This window comes from Xanthomonas prunicola (assembly GCF_002846205.1).
GTDB classification, from domain to species: domain Bacteria; phylum Pseudomonadota; class Gammaproteobacteria; order Xanthomonadales; family Xanthomonadaceae; genus Xanthomonas; species Xanthomonas prunicola.
In genome coordinates this window covers 1-16,357 of sequence record NZ_PHKV01000022.1, presented here as the reverse complement: position 1 = coordinate 16,357, position 16,357 = coordinate 1, and the positions used below count along the sequence as shown (strand labels likewise).

The window sequence follows — 16,357 nt, the reverse complement described above, 5'->3', positions numbered from 1 at the left end:
TCGCCTTCACCCAAAGCAACTGATGCCTGCATAACGCCCGGGAAGGCGCTGGCCTTCCCGGGCGTTTGTTGTTCTAGGGATTCCGTCGCTGCACCTGCCTCCGGCGTGCGTTGGCGGACACGCAATGCCCCGACTTGCCTGGGCAACGTCGTTGAAACGTTCGAGCAGAACATCCTGACCGCACGCAACTACACCACTTTGAGTGCTGCGTCGCCGCATAAGCCTTTCGCACCAAGCAAGTCCTTGCACGCACAATCCGGCAAGCCGTGTGGGTGCGGGCAGTGGTGTTGGCAACGCCCGTTCTGTATCACTCGATGTTGCGCCTGCGCTGTCGATAGCGCCCAGGCGCTGCCGCAGTTGATGCGCGCTGACCATGCAGGCGTGCGGACGGATGCGATTGCCGCCGATGCGCAAACTGTCCGCGATGATCGACGCCACCACGGACGTTCCGTGATCCTGCGCGTCGATGCGGGTCGGCGCTGCCGTGTGAAACGGAAGCGGCTATGCTGCATCACCGCCATCGCCTGCCGTAGGCGGACTGTGCCATGACCTTGCGCATCCCCCGCAGACGCACGCTGCACTCGCGCGTCGCCCTGCGTTCCGGCCAGGTCTGCCCTCCCTTTCCTCATCGAGCTGCCGCCATGTCCGCACGTCATCGGTTGTCCTTCTTGTTGCTGGCCGGCATGGTGGGCAACAGCGCGATCGCCAGCGCTGCGCCGTCGTCGCCGGTCGCCACCGCGCCCTGTCCGAAGCAGACGCTCAGGCAGGCGTATGCAGATGCGTTCCTGATCGGCACGGCCGTCAATACCGAGATCGTCTCCGCCCACGATGCCGCGTCCGCGGCCTTGGTCGCATGCCACTTCAATGCGCTCACGCCCGAGAACGTCATGAAGGCCGAAGTGGTAGCGCCGCGTCGTGGCGTACTCGACTTCACGTCCGCAGATGCCTTCGTTGATTTCGCGCGTGCGCAGCACATGTTTGTGGTGGGTCACCCCCTGGTCTGGCACAACCAGACGCCGGATTGGTTTTTCACTGCCGCCGACGGTCAGCCCAATACGCCGGCACAGCAGGTAGAGCGCATGCGCGCACATATCCAAGCGGTGGCCGGGCGCTACACCGGCAAGGTGCAGGCCTGGGATGTGGTCAACGAAATCATCGACGAAGATGGCAGTTACCGTTCAACCAATTGGGTGCAGCGCGTTGGCGATGGTGACACCGTGGTCCGCAACGCCTTCACGTTCGCGCAGCGCTATGCGCCGGATGCGCAGCTCTACTACAACGACTTCAATGCCTGGCGGCCTGCCAAGCGCGATGGCATCGTGCGCATGGTCAAGATGCTGCAGCAGGCTGGTGTCCGCATTGATGGCGTGGGCATGCAAGGCCATTGGGGGCTGGATTACCCGAGCCTGCGCGATATCGAAGACGCGATCGATGCCTACGCCGCACTCGGCATCAAGGTCATGATCACCGAGCTGGACATCGACGTGTTGCCGCTCACCAAAGAGGGCCAGGTGATCGGCACCGGCATGGCGCACAAGCAGTTTCAACTGCCGGAATTCAAGCGCTTTCTCGATCCGTATCGCGATGGCTTGCCTGCCGATGTGCAGGCGCAGCTGCGCGACCGTTACGCCGAACTGTTCGCGCTGTTCTGGCGCAAGCGCGACAAACTCGCGCGCGTCAGCGTGTGGGGCGTGAGCGACGGCATGTCATGGAAGAACGATTATCCGGTACCTGGCCGCACCAACTATCCACTGCTGTTCGATCGCAATCATCAGCCCAAACCGGCGTTGGATGCGGTGCTGGCGGTGCCCACGGCCGCTGGCGCACGCTAGCGTTCGCGACGCCTCAGAGGAACTCGCGTTACAACCGTGCTTACCGCCAGGCGAGCGCGGCCGCTGCTCGGCGGATGTCACGCGATACTGCGCTTTCTGCGCGCCATCCACGCGCCTGATGACCGCGCGCTACGTATTGATAGCCGGGCTACGCAATAGCTCGCGCACGCATGATGGCATCATGCGCCAACCCTGAGACAGGACTGACCGATGCGCTTGCCGCCTTATCTGTTGTTGATCGTGCCGTTGCTGGCGGTGCTTGCATGCACTAGGCAGATCCCACCGACGCCGCGGTTTCCGGCCATTGGCCAGCTGCAGACATTCGATCGCAGCTTCAGTGATGTGGTCGCAAGCGATGCGCGCATCGAGAAGCTCACCGAAGGCTTTACCTGGTCCGAAGGCCCGGCATGGGTGCGCAACGGCGGCTATCTGTTGTTCACCGATGTGCCGGAGAACAAGCTGTATCGCTGGTCCGAAGCGGCTGGCCTCTCGGTCCTGCTGTCGCCCTCAGGCTACACCGGCCCGGAGCTGCCCACGCTGCGCGAAGCCGGCGCCAATGGGCTGTACGCCGAGCCCAGCGGCACCGTGCTGCTGGCCGATTCCGGCACGCGCATCTTGGCCAGGCTCGACCCGGTCACGCGTAAGAAGACACCGCTTGCGACCGCTTTCGAAGGCCATCGTTTCAACAGCCCTAACGATGTCGTGCGTCGTAATGACGGCGTGGTGTTTTTCACCGATCCGCCGTACGGGCTGAAGGATCTGGATAAGTCCCCGATCAAGGAGTTGCGCTTCAACGGCGTCTATCGACTGGACACCGATGGCAGCGTGCATCTGCTGGACGATAGTCTGAGCTTTCCCAACGGCATCGCATTGTCGCCGGATGCGCGCACCTTGTACGTGTCCAATTCCGATCCGCAACGCCCGATCTGGATGGCGTACGCACTCGATGCGCAGGGCGCCGTCACCGGTAAGCGCGTGTTTGCCGACGCGTCCGACCTGATTGCCAAGGATGTGCCTGGTCTGCCTGACGGGATGGCCGTGGCCGCCGACGGCATCCTGTTTGCCACCGGCCCCGGCGGCGTGATCGTGTTCAATCCCGCCGGACAGCGACTGGGCCGCATCGCCACCGGCGATGCCGTGTCCAACTGTGCCTTCGGCAATGATGGTCACACGCTCTACATGACGTCGCACGCGATGCTGACGCGTGTGCGCGTGAAGTCGATGGGGTTGCAGTTCGTGCGTTAGATGATCGCGGCGATGCGGCGGCATCGCCTTGCCTTCGCTGTGAAACTACCAGGCGTCTAGCGGCGCTTGCATTTGATTGGTCTGTCGTCGTTTCGTCGCAGGCCGCACCGTCGCAGCGCGTTGGACAGTACATGCTGCGCTCACAGGAGCGCAGCACACACGCCAGTGACGTGTAGGCACCCGGTCTGCTCTGAGGGAGTGCCGACTAAGGTGTGGAGCCGTGACGCTTGCTGTCGCCCCGGCATCGGTCCGAGCAGTACTTCACCTCATCCCACACACGCTCCCACTTCTTGCGCCAACGAAACGGCCGCCCGCATTGCACGCAGACCTTCTCCGGGAGATCCTGCTTTTTGCGCATCGCCATAGGTCGAAGGATCTGAAGCATGTGTCGGTGAACGGAGCGCAAGCATGTCATGGCGTCGTTTAATGCGGAAATCCGTCTCGGACTTCATACAGGCAACGGCCCGGGCCACGGTGGTAGATGACGTTGGGATGCAAGTGCACGTGCTTTGTTATAGTTCGCAGGAAGCGATTTGGCGACAGGTCCCCGACATCGGGATGCACTACGCGGACACGCTCACCCTCTCAAACAAGGACGTTCGTGAAAGTATTTCTGCTGGTCGTGTCGGCGCTTCTGTACATTGCCGCACTCTGTCTCCCTGCATTGCAGGGTGGTGCAGAGCAAGTGAGCGGTGTCGTCCTGCTCATGTTCGGCTGGATCCAGGTGTTCGACGGCCAGTGCTTCGCTTGGCTGAGCAATCTGCTGTTTTTCGGTGCGTGGCTCTGTTACTTCTTCAAATCCTATAGAACAACATTGGGCTTGCTTCTTTCGGCATGTCTGATCGGCATGGATACCTTTCGTGCCACGCGCTATCTGAAGAACGAAGCCGGGCACGAAGTGATAATCGACCGGGTAGGCGCGGCCTTCTACGTTTGGGAGTTAAGCTTTCTGGCACTGCTGATCGTGGTGTTGATGCGTATGGCAAAAAATCGTGATGTTCATCAAAAAGCAATCAGATAAAAGAATTGGTATCTAAAGCAATGCAGAATTCTAATAAAAACCTTGGTCGAGCTGGGTTCTCTTTTCTATCTGGGCTAATGGGGTCCGTTCTCGTCGCATTGATTCTTGAAGAAAACGGCTACCATGATGGCACGCCAACTTTAGTCCTTTGGGCGATGATGCCTGTGGTTGCATGGTTCATGTCAAGAGCGGCAAAAGAAATGGGCAAGAATCCATGGGTTTATGGTGTGGCATGTTTGATTCCGCCTGTGGCGGTATTATTTTTCATTAAGTTTTCGGTTGCTCGCCACATAGACAGGGCAAAGTTTTAAAGTTATGAAGGGGATGCAGCGAAAGAAGGGGCGGCAAGTTCATCAATGATAAAAGCCAGAGCGACCTGGTTATGCCTAAGAAATGTAGTCGTGCTTGGTACCATGGGAGCGCTCGAATTTTACGGTGGTGCCTGGTACTGGGCAGTAAGGATTTTACTTGCGTGCACCATGCTCAATTGCTGTCTGCCGTGATGATCGCTGTTCCTAAATGCGTGGAAGTTCGATTCAAGACACGCACGTGCAATGAGCTCTATGATCGGACCGCCAGCTCCCAAATCCTAAGGGCTTAGGTGGTGACGAAGCTGCAACTCTAAGGGAAGATTCAAATGTGGCGAATCAAGTGGAACCGCAAGCTACTCTTCGCGCTGACCGCGGTGGTCGTTGCATGTATCGCCTCGAATCCGGAACTCGCATCGCTGGTGCCAGTGCTGGATACGCTGGGTCTGGATGTATTTGCTTATGCGCTGGCAGGCCAGTTGGGTGCGGTGGTGCTGGGTAGGCTGATGCCTGGTTGCCGCCAGAGTTGCATACGGTGGGGCGGTAAGCTGGCGCTTGCGTTGGGTTACGCTTTCAGCTGCTGCATTGGCGGCTATCTGCGCCAACTGAGTTGGTATGTCAGACAAACTGGTTGTGCAACTGTCGTCGCCAGCGTGCGACAGTGAAGCTTAGACACCTCGGAGCTTGGCGATGGAAACCAGCATCAACGTAGACCCGAGAACCATCCCAACCCTGCCGAGTCGGTCGATCGCGCAGACGGTGGCGTTCTATCGGCGACTCGGCTTTGTCGGCGATGCACATCCGCACGATGCCGGTTACGCAATTCTGCGACGTGGCGATGTGGAGCTGCACTTTTTCGCGCATCCGGACCTGGATCCTGCCGACTGTTATGCGGGTTGTTACATCCGGGTAGGCGATGTGGATGCCCTCCACGCAGCGATGAAGATCGCCGCGCTGCCTGAGCGAGGAATTCCACGGCTCGATCCGGTCGGCGACAAGCCCTGGGGCATGCGTGAGTTCGCGCTTGTGGATGAGAGCGGCAATCTGCTGCGGATTGGGCAGGTGATCGCGTCCGGGTGATGCAGTTGCATGCGCAGGTGAGTGTTGCGCGGACTCGCGCCATTGCAGCCAACGCGCTGCAGTGCCTTGCGATACATCATGTCATCTGCGCGCGTCGCTCACACCCGGGTGCTGCGGACACGTGAATGCCACAGTGCCTGCAACAGACCAGACTTCACGGCTTCTATTCGATGCAGCGAACGGCGCGTCGACGGTGTCGTAGTCACATCGTTTTCTGCGCTGCCTTACACCTCACGCATCGATCCAAGTGCCTTTGTCACGTCAGTCGGGGTGGCAGCGCCCAGCGCCGCATAAGCCGTCTGCACGCAGGCAGCAAAGCGCGTGTCTGCGGACAACGATCCGAACACCGCATCCAGCGTCAAAAACGCAGCGACGTCATGACTCGCCTCGCCAGTGGTTGTGCGTCCAAGCGCACTGAGAACGTCATTCAACGGATCGACCAGTGCTACGCCGTCATGTGCCCGCCTGCGGATGAAGTGTAGCCACGCGGCAACCGCCAGGCATAGGCGCTGGATCGGTTGGCCGGCAGTGAGGGCATCACCGATCGTGCCGAGCAGTCGCACCGGAATTTTTTGCGATCCGTCCCAGGCGATCTGGGCGAGCAGGTGGCGGATGGCGGGATTGCGAAAACGGGCAAGGATGGCATTGCTGTAACGTTGCGCATCAAAGCCTTCCATGGGCTGTAGGGTGGGGGCGATCTCCGCACGCATCAGCGTTTCGACGAACGCAGCAAGTGCGGTGTGCCGCATGGCGTCGGCCACCGTCTCCAGCTGCAGCAGACTGCCGAGATACGCCAGCGCGGAGTGCGGCGCATTGAGCAGGCGGAGCTTGGCGCGCGCGTAGCCGGCGATATCTCCGCTCAGGGTGACGCCCGCGCGTTCGAATGCAGGGCGGCCGTTGCAGAAGCGATCTTCGATCACCCACTGGCTGTAGCGCTCGCGCTGAATGGGCCATGCATCGTGCACGCCGAGCTGATCGTGTACGCGCGTGCGCAGCGCGTCATCGGTGGCGGGCGTGATGCTGTCGACCATGGAGCGCGGGAAAGTGGCGTGCTGCGCAATCCACTCCGCGAGCGCGAGGTCTGTCTGTTCTGCAAGTCGCACAACGGCACGCTGTAGCAGCGTGCCGTTGTCGGTCAGGTTGTCGCAGCTGAGCGCGGTGAACGGCGCGGTGCCGTCGTGCATGCGCTGCTGCAGCCCTGCAACCAGATAGCCGATGGCACTGCGTGGGCTTGTGGGGTTGGCGATGTCGTGCGCAATGTCGGGATGCGTGAGGTCAAGCGTGTCGCCGGCCAGGCAATAGCCTTTCTCGGTGACGGTGAGCGTAACCAGGCGCACCCCAGGATCGGCAAGCCGCGCGAGCACGGCTGTTTGCTCGTCGGCGGCGCAGAGGACTTCGCGGATGGCACCGATGACCCGCAGTTGCGGGTGTTCGTCGAGCAGGACGAGGGTGTAAAGGTCATCCTGTGGATGCAAGGCATCGCGCACCTGCCGACTATGCAGCGAGACGGCGCTGATCGCCCAGTTCGGGTCTTCGGCAAGCAGGTCGTCGATGTAGACGGCCTGATGGGCGCGATGAAAGGCGCCTACGCCGAGATGCACGATGCCGATACGTGTGTGTTCGCGATTGTAGTTGGGCGTCAGGACGGCGCTGTGTCGCTGGGCGAGGGTCGTGGTGGAGAGTCGTGTGATTGACATAAGTGTTCAATTCGAAGGATGTGCTGCAAGGTCTCTCGGTCCCCGTCGCCGCGTGCCAACCCCGCTCCGCGCCCAGGCCCGCGTCTTGCGACGCTGGCGCTCCAAGGCGCGCACGCCAATCGCGCGCAAGCGGAGCCTCTCCGCCCCGAGAGAAAGGGGCTTTACGGCAGTCGCGGCCGAAGGGATTCTTTGCCCACGGCCGCATGGCGAGCGTATCAACGGCTGCTACCTGTCAGTCACCGTGAAGCGCTGCTTGGCGCGGATATCTGCGCTGGAAGCGCCGATCTGAACCTCGTATGCGCCAGGATCCACCGCGTACGCCTTGCGCTGCTCGTCGTAGATGCGCAGTGCATCCTTTGCGTTGATGGTGAAGCGCAGCTCGCGTTGTTCGCCCGGTTGCAGGGCGACGCGTTGAAAGCCACGCAGCTCTTTGCCTGCGCGTTCGCGTTGCGGCGTGAGCGGATGCAGATACAGCTGCACCACATCATCGCCTGCGCGTTGGCCGGTGTTCTTCACTGTGACCGTGGCCGTGAGCGAACCGTCGGCGCCCACGGTATTGCGGTCCAGGCGCAGGTCGGAATACGCGAACTGCGTGTACGACAGGCCGTGACCGAATGGATAGAGCGGCGTGCCGCCGAAGTAGCGGTAGGTGCGGCCATGCATGGCGTAGTCGTCGAACGCCGGCAGGGTTTCGCTTTCCTTGTAGAACGTCACCGGTAGCCGCCCGCCAGGATTTGCATCGCCGAACAGGGTGTCGGCCACCGCAGTGCCGCCGCGCTGACCGGGATACCAGGCCAGCAGGATGGCGGGCACGTGTTGTTGCGCCCAATCGATGGCCAGTGCCGAGCCGGCAGTCAGCACCGCCACGACCGGCTTGCCGGTGGCCTGCAAGGCTTCGAGCAGTTCGCGCTGCGGCTTGGGCAGGCGCAGGTCGGTGCGGTCGCCGCCGGCAAAGCCGGGATAGTTCACCTTCATCTCCTCGCCTTCGACATCGCCGGTCAGGCCGCCGACGAAGACCACCACGTCGGCGCTGCGGGCAACGTCCAGCGCTTCCTGCAACGGTGGCTTGGCGCCAGGTTGGCGCCAGGCCAGGCGTACGGCGGCATCACGTTCGCCTTCGAAGTATTCCAGGCGCAGGTCGTAGGTGCGGCCGGCCTGCAGCTGCACATCGACGCCGTCGGCGTGCAGGCGGTCGCTGGTGCTCCAGCGGTCGATCACCGGCTTGCCATCTAGGTACAGGCGCACGCCATCGTCGGCCGCCGCTTCCAGGTGGTAGGTGCCGGTGGTCGGTGGCACCAGCTGACCGCTCCAGCGGATGCTGAAGTTATCGGCCGGCACCGCCTCGCTCGGACCGGCTTCGCCGCGCGCCAGCAGATTGTCGGTCGGCGAGCCGCGGTCCCACGTGAAGCCGATCTGTGCATCCACGCGCACCAAGGCCGGCGTGCCGGACAGCTCGCGATTGCGAAAGTACTCGCCACGCAAACCGCGCTCGGGCGAGTTGGCCGATGGCCGCAGGTATTGTGGTTCGATCAGCGGGGTGGCGGCGGGGTCATCGCGCCCCTCGACCAGATCGGCGCCGCGCGCGTACAACACCTGCGCATTCGGGGCCGCGGCTCGGATGCCTTGCAACACGGTGACCGGCGCGGCTGGCGTACCGTAGTAATTGCCGAGCAGTGCCATGGTGTCGTCGGCGGTCGGGCCGATCACCGCGATGCGTTTGAGCTTGGTCCGCGACAACGGCAGCAGGCCATCGTTCTTCAGTAGCACCAGCGATTCGCGCGCGGTGCGTCGCGCCAGCGCATCGTGCGCAGGCGATTGATTAGCCGAGGCGGGAATCGTCGACCAAGGCAACTGCCCTGGCGGATCGAACATGCCCAGGCGCATGCGTGCGGTCATCAAGGTCTGCAGGGAGGTATCGATCTGCGCTTCGTCGATCAGGCCTTGGTGGACGGCCGCCGGCAGGGTGGAGTACTCCTCACCGCATTCCAGCTCGGTGCCGTGCTTGACCGCCAGCGCGGCGGCTTGTTCGCGGGTGGCGACAATCTTGTGGTGCTTCCAGATATCCACGATCGCCCAGCAGTCGGAGACGACGTAGCCCCTGAAGCCCCATTGCTGGCGCAGGACATCCTGCAGCAGGAACTTGCTGGCGCTGGCCGACTCGCCATACACGCGGTTGTAGGCGCCCATCACCGCGTCTACCTTGCCGTCCTTGACCAGTGCTTCGAACGCCGGCAGGTAGGTCTCGTACAGGTCGCGCTGGGAGGGACGCGCATCGAAGTGGTGACGATCGGCTTCCGGCCCGCTGTGCACAGCGAAATGCTTGGCAGTGGCATCGAGCTTGCGGTAGCTCTCGCCCTGGGCGTTCTTCGGTGCGTCGGCGCCTTCGCCCTGCAAGCCTTGCACGAAGGTCACACCCATGCGCGCGGTGAGGAAGGGATCCTCGCCGTAGGTTTCCTGCCCGCGACCCCAGCGTGGATCGCGAAAGATATTGATGTTCGGCGACCAGAAGGTCAGCCCTTGATAGCGCGCGTGCTGGTTCTGGCGCAGAAACTGATGGTGCTTGGCACGTGCCTCATCGCTGATCGCGGTGGCGACCTCGTGCATCAGCGGCAGGTCGAAGGTGGCGGCCATGCCGATCGCCTGCGGGAAGACCGTCGCGCCGCCGGCGCGCGCTACGCCATGCAGCGCCTCGTTCCACCAATCGTAGGCAGGCACCCCCAGGCGCGGAATCGCCGGCGCAGCGTTCTGCATCTGCGCGGCCTTTTCTTCCAGCGTCATACGCGACACCAGATCGGCGGCGCGTTGTTCGAAACTGCGTTGGGTATCCAGATACGGCGGCGGTGTTGCGGCATGGGCAGTGCCCACCGCGTACCCCAGTGCGAGCAGGACACCGTGCGCGAGCGAACGAAACGGGGCGGGCGGATGCGAAGGCATGGTCAGTCCTGTGAAGGGCGGTCGGGGTGCGATTGGGCGAAAGGCCCGATCATGCTGCCGACGAAGCCGCCGGCCTGTGCGGTGCTGAGAAAGCCGGCATCGTCGTTGCGACGTAGCGACTGCCAGCCGCGGCCATCGGCATCGAAGGCGAAGCTATACGCTCCGCCATCGCCGCTGATTTGCAGCCGCACCTGTGCAATTGCCGGGATGCGCGCCTGCGCCAGCGTGGTGGTGGTTGCGCCATCGCGCTTTTCCAGAAATATCTGTACCGCGTCGCCATCGCGGCGAGCGCCGAGTGCGTACCAGGCATTGGAATTCTGAAATGCGGCCAATCCCGCACGCACGCCAGCTTGCGTCGGCACCTCCAGTGCGGTGCTGGCGGTGAAACGCATGTGTTGCTGGCGGCGCGCGAGAAACGCCGGTGTGCTGGTGCTGTCCAGCCCCTGTACGTCGGCATGCAGCGTCAACCAGCCTGCACGCGTGCGCAGGTCGGCCACGTCGTGCTTGGGCACGCGCACGGTCAGCCACTCGCGCTGCAGGATGGCTTGGTCGAAGTCGTCATGCCAGACGAAGTTGCCAGACAACGGCGCCTGCACGGCACCTGCTTGCATGCCAGCGGGTGCCTTGGCGATGTAGGGGATTGGCTTTCCCGCCGGCAAGATCGATGGCCAGCCATCGCGCCATTGCACCGGCAACAAAAACGTTTCGCGCCCGGTATTGTAGCGATCGCCGCTATACGGACGGCTTGCGAGAAACACCGCCCACCACTGCCCATCGGGTGTGTCGACCAGATCCACGTGGCCTGCATTGCTGATCGGGTGCGTGCGCTCGGCCGGCAGGTCGCGTTGGGTCAGGATGGGGTTGTTCGGCGCGGGTGCATACGGGCCCCACACGTTGCGGCTACGCAACACCACTTGCGAATGCTGCGGCCCGGTGCCGCCCTCGGCGCACGAGAGGTAGTACCACCCGTCGCGCTGATACAGGTGCGGGCCTTCGATCCAGATCGGCTTGGTGGCCAGATCCACGCCACCGTTGAGCAACACCTTGCGCGGGCCGACCGGCGCATTCTTCGCGATATCGAAGCGCTGCATCCAGATCGCGCGATGCCCGTCGTACAACGGCGTGCCTTCCGGTGGGCCGTTGTTGAGCAGATAGGCGCTGCCCTCGGTGTCGAAGAACAATGACGGGTCGATGCCATCGATGCTCGGCAGCCACGTCAGTGCCGACCACGGACCTGCCGGATTGCTGGCACTGGCGATGAAGTTGCCGCCGCTGTCGACCGAGGTACCCACCACGTAAAAGCGCCCGTCATGATGGCGGATGCTGGCGGCGTACATGCCGCGCGACATGCGCAGCCCGTCGTAATCGAGTTGCTCGCGGCGTTCGACCACGTTGCCGATCTGCGTCCAGTGCACCAGATCGGTGCTCTCGAACACCGGGATCGCCGGGAAGTACGTAAACGTCGAATTGACCAGGTAATAGCGCTCGCCCACACGCGTCACGCTGGGGTCGGGATAGAACCCGGCCAGCACCGGGTTGCGGTAGTGCCCGACCGGCAGCGGCGTGGCGAAGACCGTATCGTCGCCGCGGTAGTCGAACCAATCGAAGGCGACGTCGGCAGGCGCTTGCGCCTGCGCGTTTGCAGGCGCCGCCAAGGCCATCAGCAGCGTCACACACGTGGTGGAGAGCGCACGCATCACCAGTCCCACATCGCGCCGTCTTCCAGTCGCGCAATCGGCAACTGCTTGGGCACATACGGATACTTCGCTGCAAGCGCTTCGTCGATGTCCACGCCATGCCCGGGCGTCTCGCCGCAGTGCAGGCGACCGTCGCGAAACATGTAGTCATGCGGGAACACCGCATTGGCTTCGTCGGAATGGAACATGTATTCCTGGATGCCGAAATTGGGCACCCAGGTGTCGAAGTGCAATGCCGCGCCCATGCAGACCGGCGACAGATCCGTTGCGCCGTGGAAGCCGGTACGCACCTGATGCAGCGCAGCGAAATCGGCCAGCCGGCGGACATGGGTGATACCGCCGGCGTGGACAATCGTGGTGCGGATGTAATCGATCAGTTGCTGCTCGATCAGGTGCTTGCAGTCCCAGATCGAATTGAACACTTCACCCACCGCCAGTGGCGTCACGGTGTGCTGGCGAATGATTTCGAACGCACGCTGGTTTTCTGCCGGGGTGGCGTCTTCCAACCAGAACAGCCGGTACGGCTCCAGATCGCGGCCCAGGCGTGCGGCTTCGATCGGCGTGAGCCGATGATGCGCGTCGTGCAGCAGCTCGATCTCATCGCCATGATCGCTGCGCAACTGCTCGAACAACTTGGGCACCACGCCGAGATAGCGCGGCGTGGACCACACGGTTTCGGTGGGTAGCTCGCTTTCGGCCGGTTCGTACGGCTTGCCCCCGACAGAAATGCCGTAGGTCTTCTTGATGCCGGGTACGCCGCATTGCGCGCGAATCGCGATGAAGCCCATCTCGCGGAAACGGCCCACTTCATCGCTGGTTTCGGCGATATCGCGCCCATTGGCATGGCCATAGACCAGCGCACCTTCGCGCGAGCGTCCACCGAGCAGCTGATACAGCGGCATGCCGGCCATCTTGCCAAGGATGTCCCACAACGCCACATCGACTGCGGCAATCGCGCTCATCGTCACCGGCCCGCGCCGCCAGTACGCACCGCGGTAGAAGAACTGCCAGATGTCCTCGATGCGCCCGGCATCGCGGCCGATCAGATTCGGCACCAGATGTTCCTGCAGGTACGCAGCCACTGCCAATTCGCGTCCATTGAGCGTGGCATCGCCCACGCCGGTGATGCCCGAGCGCGTGCGAATCTTCAAGGTGACGAAATTGCGGCCGGGGCAGGTGACGATGACGCGTGCCTCGACGATCTCGCGATCGCGGGCGGAGCCTTGCAGCGGTGCAGGGGAATCGGAAGTCTGTGACATCGTGATCTCGCTCAGGGGGAAGGTGTGGCGGTGATGGGAAGTTCGAACGGGCCGGCCGGCAGGCCGCTGCGGTCGTACAAGGTGCACACCGGGCTGTCGGCCCAGCAGTAGCGCACCCGCGTGGCCTGCACGCCGGCAGGAATACGCAGGCTGATCTCGCGTCCGGACGGCGTGGCACTGGTATAGCGGCAGCTGCCGGCAGCATCGCCGCAGAGCGCGAAGCCGATCGGTGCGTCGTTGCCATAACTCAGCAGCGTGGTGTCGACATCGTCGAAGCCGATGCGCACGCTTTCGCCCTCGCGGTGAGCGCTGCGCGGCACCGGCCCGGATGCAGCAACCGCTTCGCCATACACCACATGCCGCGCTGCACGCGCCAGGCGCCGACCTAGCTCTTGCTTGTTGGCCGGATGGATGTCGTAGCGGTCGCCGATATCGATCGCCACCGCCAACCCTGCGTGTGCGTCGTGAGCGACGAAGCGCCGCTGCGCCTCACGCAATTGTGCCCAACCGCTTTCGGTCGGTTGGGTGGGCGGTGCGCCGTAATTGGCCAGCTGCACCACCAGCAACGGAAGCTGCGCACCGAAGCGCTGCCGCCAGTCGCGCTGCCATGCGCTGAGCAGGGCGGGGTAATGCGCCGCATCGCCGGTGTTGGATTCGCCCTGGTACCACAACACGCCGCGCAGGCCCAGGTGTCCCAGCGGCGCGATCATGCCGTTGTACAAGGTGGTCAACCCGGCAGCCGACGACCACGGCGCACGCGGTGGCGTGCCCAGCGCCTGCGGCACGATGCGGTATTGCCAGGGCGCGTCCAATGCCAGCGTGCTGCCATCGGCAAATTGCAGTGCGCGCGATTGCGCGTCGCCCAGCAAGCCGCCGCGCCGATAGGTGTTGAGCACATTGAGCACGATGCTGTTGCGCCCGGCGTGCAGCCGTCCGCGCGGCAGCGCGTAGCGACGCGGCTGATCGGCGCCATAGCTGCTGCCCACGCCACGGCCGTTGACCCAGGTCTGGTCCAGTTCGTCCACCGGCCCCAGTAACAACGTGGCGTCCTGGGCGGCCTGTGCCGATGTCAGTTCGACGCTGGTGCGGTACCAGACCATGCCGTTGAAGCCGACCAGTTGCGGTACGCCCCAGTCGTCCCATGCGCCCAGGGCCGGCGGCGCATTCTGCCAGTCGCCGGGAGCATCCGGCTGCCATGGCTCGCCTTCGCCTTCGCCATGCGCATGCCACCAGGTTTCCCACAGCGCGGCCCAACGCGGTGCAGCCGCGACCGGGTCGGTTGCGTAGCGTGCCAGCACATCCAGGGCCGGGCCATCGTCGCCGGCTGCGCGCAACGCCTTGTCGCCAATCCAGGCCTGCATTTGCGAACCGCCCCATGAGGCGTTGATCAAGCCCATCGGTACATCGACGCTTTTCTGCAACTCACGCGCGAAGTAGTAACACGCGGCCGAAAAATCCTTCACCGTCTCCGGCGTGGTGCGCTGCCACGTTGCAGTGCCACCGAAACCGCGTTGCAATGTTGGGCTGGATTGCGCGGGCACCTTGAACATGCGGATGGTGGGATGGTCGGCATCGGCAATCTCGCTGCGCGAATCCAGCGTGCGATGCACCTGCAGTTCCATGTTCGATTGCCCCGAGCACAGCCAGACATCGCCGATCAGGACATCATCGATCTGCTGCACCACACCGTTGGCAGAGCTGGCTTTCAGGCTGTAAGGGCCGCCGGCCGCATGCGCCGGCAGGCGCGCTTCCCAGTGCCCTTGCCGGTCTGCGCGCGCCTGCACCTGCGCAGTCTCCAGTTGCACGGTGACACGCGTGCCCGGCGCCGCATCGCCCCACAGGCGGATCGGTGCATCGCGTTGCAGCACCGCATGGTCCTGAAAAACGGGATGCAGCAGCGGTGTATCCGCAGCGCTGGCAAGGTGCGGCAGCAACAACGCCGATAACGTCCCGATCAATACCTTTACGCGACATGCGCTCACTTCGGATTCCCCGGTGCATATGGAAATGTCAGTGCCTGGTAATACGCCAGCGGATGCGCCGGCGGGCTCACGCCTGCAGGCAGCGGGCGACCCGACACACTCTGAAAATAAGCGATGCTGGCATCGCGCCACCACTGCGCCTCACGCTGCTGGATCGCAAGAAAATCGGACACCTGCTGGTAGCGCTGTGCATCGATCTTGCCAGCCAGGCCCTGCCAGGTCGTGCGCATCGCAGCCACCTCATGCACGCCATGGTCGTAACGCCACACCAGCTCGTCCCACAGCGGCCTTCCAGAGGCCATGCGGTGCTCCCACGGCACATGATGGAACCACAGCAGCAACTGCTCGGGCACGCGTTGCACATCGCCGAACACGCGCGCGACCGGCGGCGCATATTGCGCAATGGCATTGCTGCCGCTGGCGCTGCGGTCGAAGCCAATCCCGTTGCGGTCGGCGCGGTGGTAATACACCGGATCCCAATCCGGACGTTCGCTGCCGGCATCCCAGGGGGCCGGGCCGTAATGATGGCCGCGCCCCATCAGGTGATGCAGGCCGAGCGGGGTCATGTAGTCCACCACCGCCTCGCGCGAACGCAGCATCATGCCGACCACTGGCTCGACCACCGCCGGATCGTTGGAAAAGGTCATGCGTGCCCATTCCTGCGCAATGGCGTGCGGCGACAGTTGCGGGTCCCACGCCAGCCGCCCGTACGCATACCAGTTGGCTTGATCGAAGATCGAGCCGCTCCAGTTGCGATCGACGCCGATATTGGCCACGCCGGCAATGCCGGTTAGCCGCGCGCGTTTGGCATCGGCGAACAGGCTGCCATCCACCGTCTTCGCCACAGTCGAGCCCTTGCCGCGTCTATAGGTATCAGCCTGCAAGGTTTCGGAAAACAGTGTCCCCAGATATGCGAGATGCGTGGAAAACCCCAGATATTCCTTGGTGATCTGGAACTCCGGCATCAATGGCGTCTTACGCATCGCACCGAACAACGGATGAAACGGCTCGCGTGGCTGGAAGTCGATGGCACCGTTTTTTACCTGCACAATCACGTTGTCGCGAAAGGCGCCGTCCAACGGCACGAACTCGCTGTACGCCTGCTTGGCGCGGTCATCCGGCTGCTCATGCGAATAGACGAAAGCGCGCCACATCACCACCCCGCCATGCGGGGCCAGTGCATCGGCCAGCAGGTTCGCGCCGTCGGCGTGGCTGCGTCCATAGTCCTGCGGGCCGGGCTGGCCTTCGGAATTGGCCTTCACCAAGAACCCGCCGAAATCCGGAATGCGCGTGTAGATCTCG

12 protein-coding genes and 1 pseudogene are annotated in these 16,357 nt (G+C 63.3%); 6 read left to right on the top strand and 7 right to left on the bottom strand.

Features of this window, described 5'->3' with window-relative positions; translation table 11 throughout:
• Nucleotides 1-641 precede the first annotated feature (641 nt).
• A complete protein-coding gene (locus XpruCFBP8353_RS22315) occupies nucleotides 642-1,832 on the top strand; it encodes an endo-1,4-beta-xylanase (protein ID WP_162301158.1) in 1,191 nt (396 codons plus the stop codon).
• Between the two features lie 210 nt (nucleotides 1,833-2,042).
• On the top strand, nucleotides 2,043-3,077 hold the full coding sequence (locus tag XpruCFBP8353_RS22310) for an SMP-30/gluconolactonase/LRE family protein (RefSeq protein WP_101365177.1): 1,035 nt from the start codon (nucleotides 2,043-2,045) through the stop codon (nucleotides 3,075-3,077).
• A 205-nt stretch (nucleotides 3,078-3,282) separates the two neighbouring features.
• Here the strand turns inward: XpruCFBP8353_RS22310 and XpruCFBP8353_RS22305 are convergent, their stop codons facing one another.
• Entirely contained in the window at nucleotides 3,283-3,441 is a 159-nt protein-coding gene (locus XpruCFBP8353_RS22305; RefSeq protein ID WP_101365176.1) for a DUF2256 domain-containing protein, read from the bottom strand.
• A gap of 237 nt (nucleotides 3,442-3,678) precedes the next feature.
• On the opposite strand from XpruCFBP8353_RS22305, the gene XpruCFBP8353_RS22300 reads away from it, so the two are divergent.
• The 4 genes from XpruCFBP8353_RS22300 to XpruCFBP8353_RS22290 all read left to right on the top strand — a co-directional run bounded on the left by XpruCFBP8353_RS22300 (nucleotide 3,679) and on the right by XpruCFBP8353_RS22290 (nucleotide 5,486).
• Entirely contained in the window at nucleotides 3,679-4,098 is a 420-nt protein-coding gene (locus tag XpruCFBP8353_RS22300; protein ID WP_101365175.1) for a hypothetical protein, read from the top strand.
• A gap of 20 nt (nucleotides 4,099-4,118) precedes the next feature.
• Nucleotides 4,119-4,409: a hypothetical protein gene (locus XpruCFBP8353_RS23600; RefSeq protein WP_133125696.1), complete on the top strand. Its 291-nt coding sequence runs from the start codon at nucleotides 4,119-4,121 to the stop codon at nucleotides 4,407-4,409.
• A gap of 326 nt (nucleotides 4,410-4,735) precedes the next feature.
• Nucleotides 4,736-5,071 carry a hypothetical protein gene (locus XpruCFBP8353_RS22295; protein WP_101365174.1) on the top strand — a complete coding sequence of 112 codons (336 nt, stop codon included), beginning with the start codon at nucleotides 4,736-4,738 and terminating at the stop codon, nucleotides 5,069-5,071.
• A gap of 25 nt (nucleotides 5,072-5,096) precedes the next feature.
• Entirely contained in the window at nucleotides 5,097-5,486 is a 390-nt protein-coding gene (locus XpruCFBP8353_RS22290; RefSeq protein ID WP_101365173.1) for a bleomycin resistance protein, read from the top strand.
• Nucleotides 5,487-5,710: 224 nt separating this feature from the next.
• Here XpruCFBP8353_RS22290 and XpruCFBP8353_RS22285 read toward each other — a convergent pair whose 3' ends face one another.
• From XpruCFBP8353_RS22285 to XpruCFBP8353_RS22260, 6 genes and pseudogenes are all read right to left on the bottom strand, one after another.
• Complete coding sequence (locus tag XpruCFBP8353_RS22285; protein WP_101365172.1) at nucleotides 5,711-7,183, bottom strand: mannitol dehydrogenase family protein; 1,473 nt, start codon at nucleotides 7,181-7,183, stop codon at nucleotides 5,711-5,713.
• 225 nt (nucleotides 7,184-7,408) lie between these two features.
• Entirely contained in the window at nucleotides 7,409-10,060 is a 2,652-nt protein-coding gene (locus XpruCFBP8353_RS22280) for a glycoside hydrolase family 3 C-terminal domain-containing protein (protein WP_207759707.1), read from the bottom strand.
• A 59-nt stretch (nucleotides 10,061-10,119) separates the two neighbouring features.
• Nucleotides 10,120-11,790, bottom strand: a complete 1,671-nt coding sequence (locus XpruCFBP8353_RS22275) for a glycoside hydrolase family 43 protein (protein WP_207759706.1) — start codon at nucleotides 11,788-11,790, stop codon at nucleotides 10,120-10,122.
• A 23-nt stretch (nucleotides 11,791-11,813) separates the two neighbouring features.
• Complete coding sequence (gene manD, locus XpruCFBP8353_RS22270) at nucleotides 11,814-13,073, bottom strand: D-mannonate dehydratase ManD (protein ID WP_101365170.1); 1,260 nt, start codon at nucleotides 13,071-13,073, stop codon at nucleotides 11,814-11,816.
• An 11-nt stretch (nucleotides 13,074-13,084) separates the two neighbouring features.
• A complete protein-coding gene (locus tag XpruCFBP8353_RS22265) occupies nucleotides 13,085-15,055 on the bottom strand; it encodes a sialate O-acetylesterase (protein WP_101365169.1) in 1,971 nt (656 codons plus the stop codon).
• Nucleotides 15,052-16,357, bottom strand: a pseudogene (locus XpruCFBP8353_RS22260) (alpha-glucuronidase); the annotation flags it as partial. The pseudogene XpruCFBP8353_RS22260 and the gene XpruCFBP8353_RS22265, both read right to left, overlap by 4 nt.

Excerpts from the sequence above, each read along its gene's own strand:
- XpruCFBP8353_RS22305 (WP_101365176.1), bottom strand. The coding sequence starts at position 3,441 with ATGGCGATGCGCAAAAAGCAGGATCTCCCGGAGAAGGTCTGCGTGCAA.
- XpruCFBP8353_RS22295 (WP_101365174.1), top strand. The coding sequence starts at position 4,736 with ATGTGGCGAATCAAGTGGAACCGCAAGCTACTCTTCGCGCTGACCGCG.
- XpruCFBP8353_RS22310 (WP_101365177.1), top strand. The coding sequence starts at position 2,043 with ATGCGCTTGCCGCCTTATCTGTTGTTGATCGTGCCGTTGCTGGCGGTG.
- XpruCFBP8353_RS22285 (WP_101365172.1), bottom strand. The coding sequence starts at position 7,183 with ATGTCAATCACACGACTCTCCACCACGACCCTCGCCCAGCGACACAGC.
- manD (WP_101365170.1), bottom strand. The coding sequence starts at position 13,073 with ATGTCACAGACTTCCGATTCCCCTGCACCGCTGCAAGGCTCCGCCCGC.
- XpruCFBP8353_RS22315 (WP_162301158.1), top strand. The coding sequence starts at position 642 with ATGTCCGCACGTCATCGGTTGTCCTTCTTGTTGCTGGCCGGCATGGTG.
- XpruCFBP8353_RS22290 (WP_101365173.1), top strand. The coding sequence starts at position 5,097 with ATGGAAACCAGCATCAACGTAGACCCGAGAACCATCCCAACCCTGCCG.
- XpruCFBP8353_RS23600 (WP_133125696.1), top strand. The coding sequence starts at position 4,119 with ATGCAGAATTCTAATAAAAACCTTGGTCGAGCTGGGTTCTCTTTTCTA.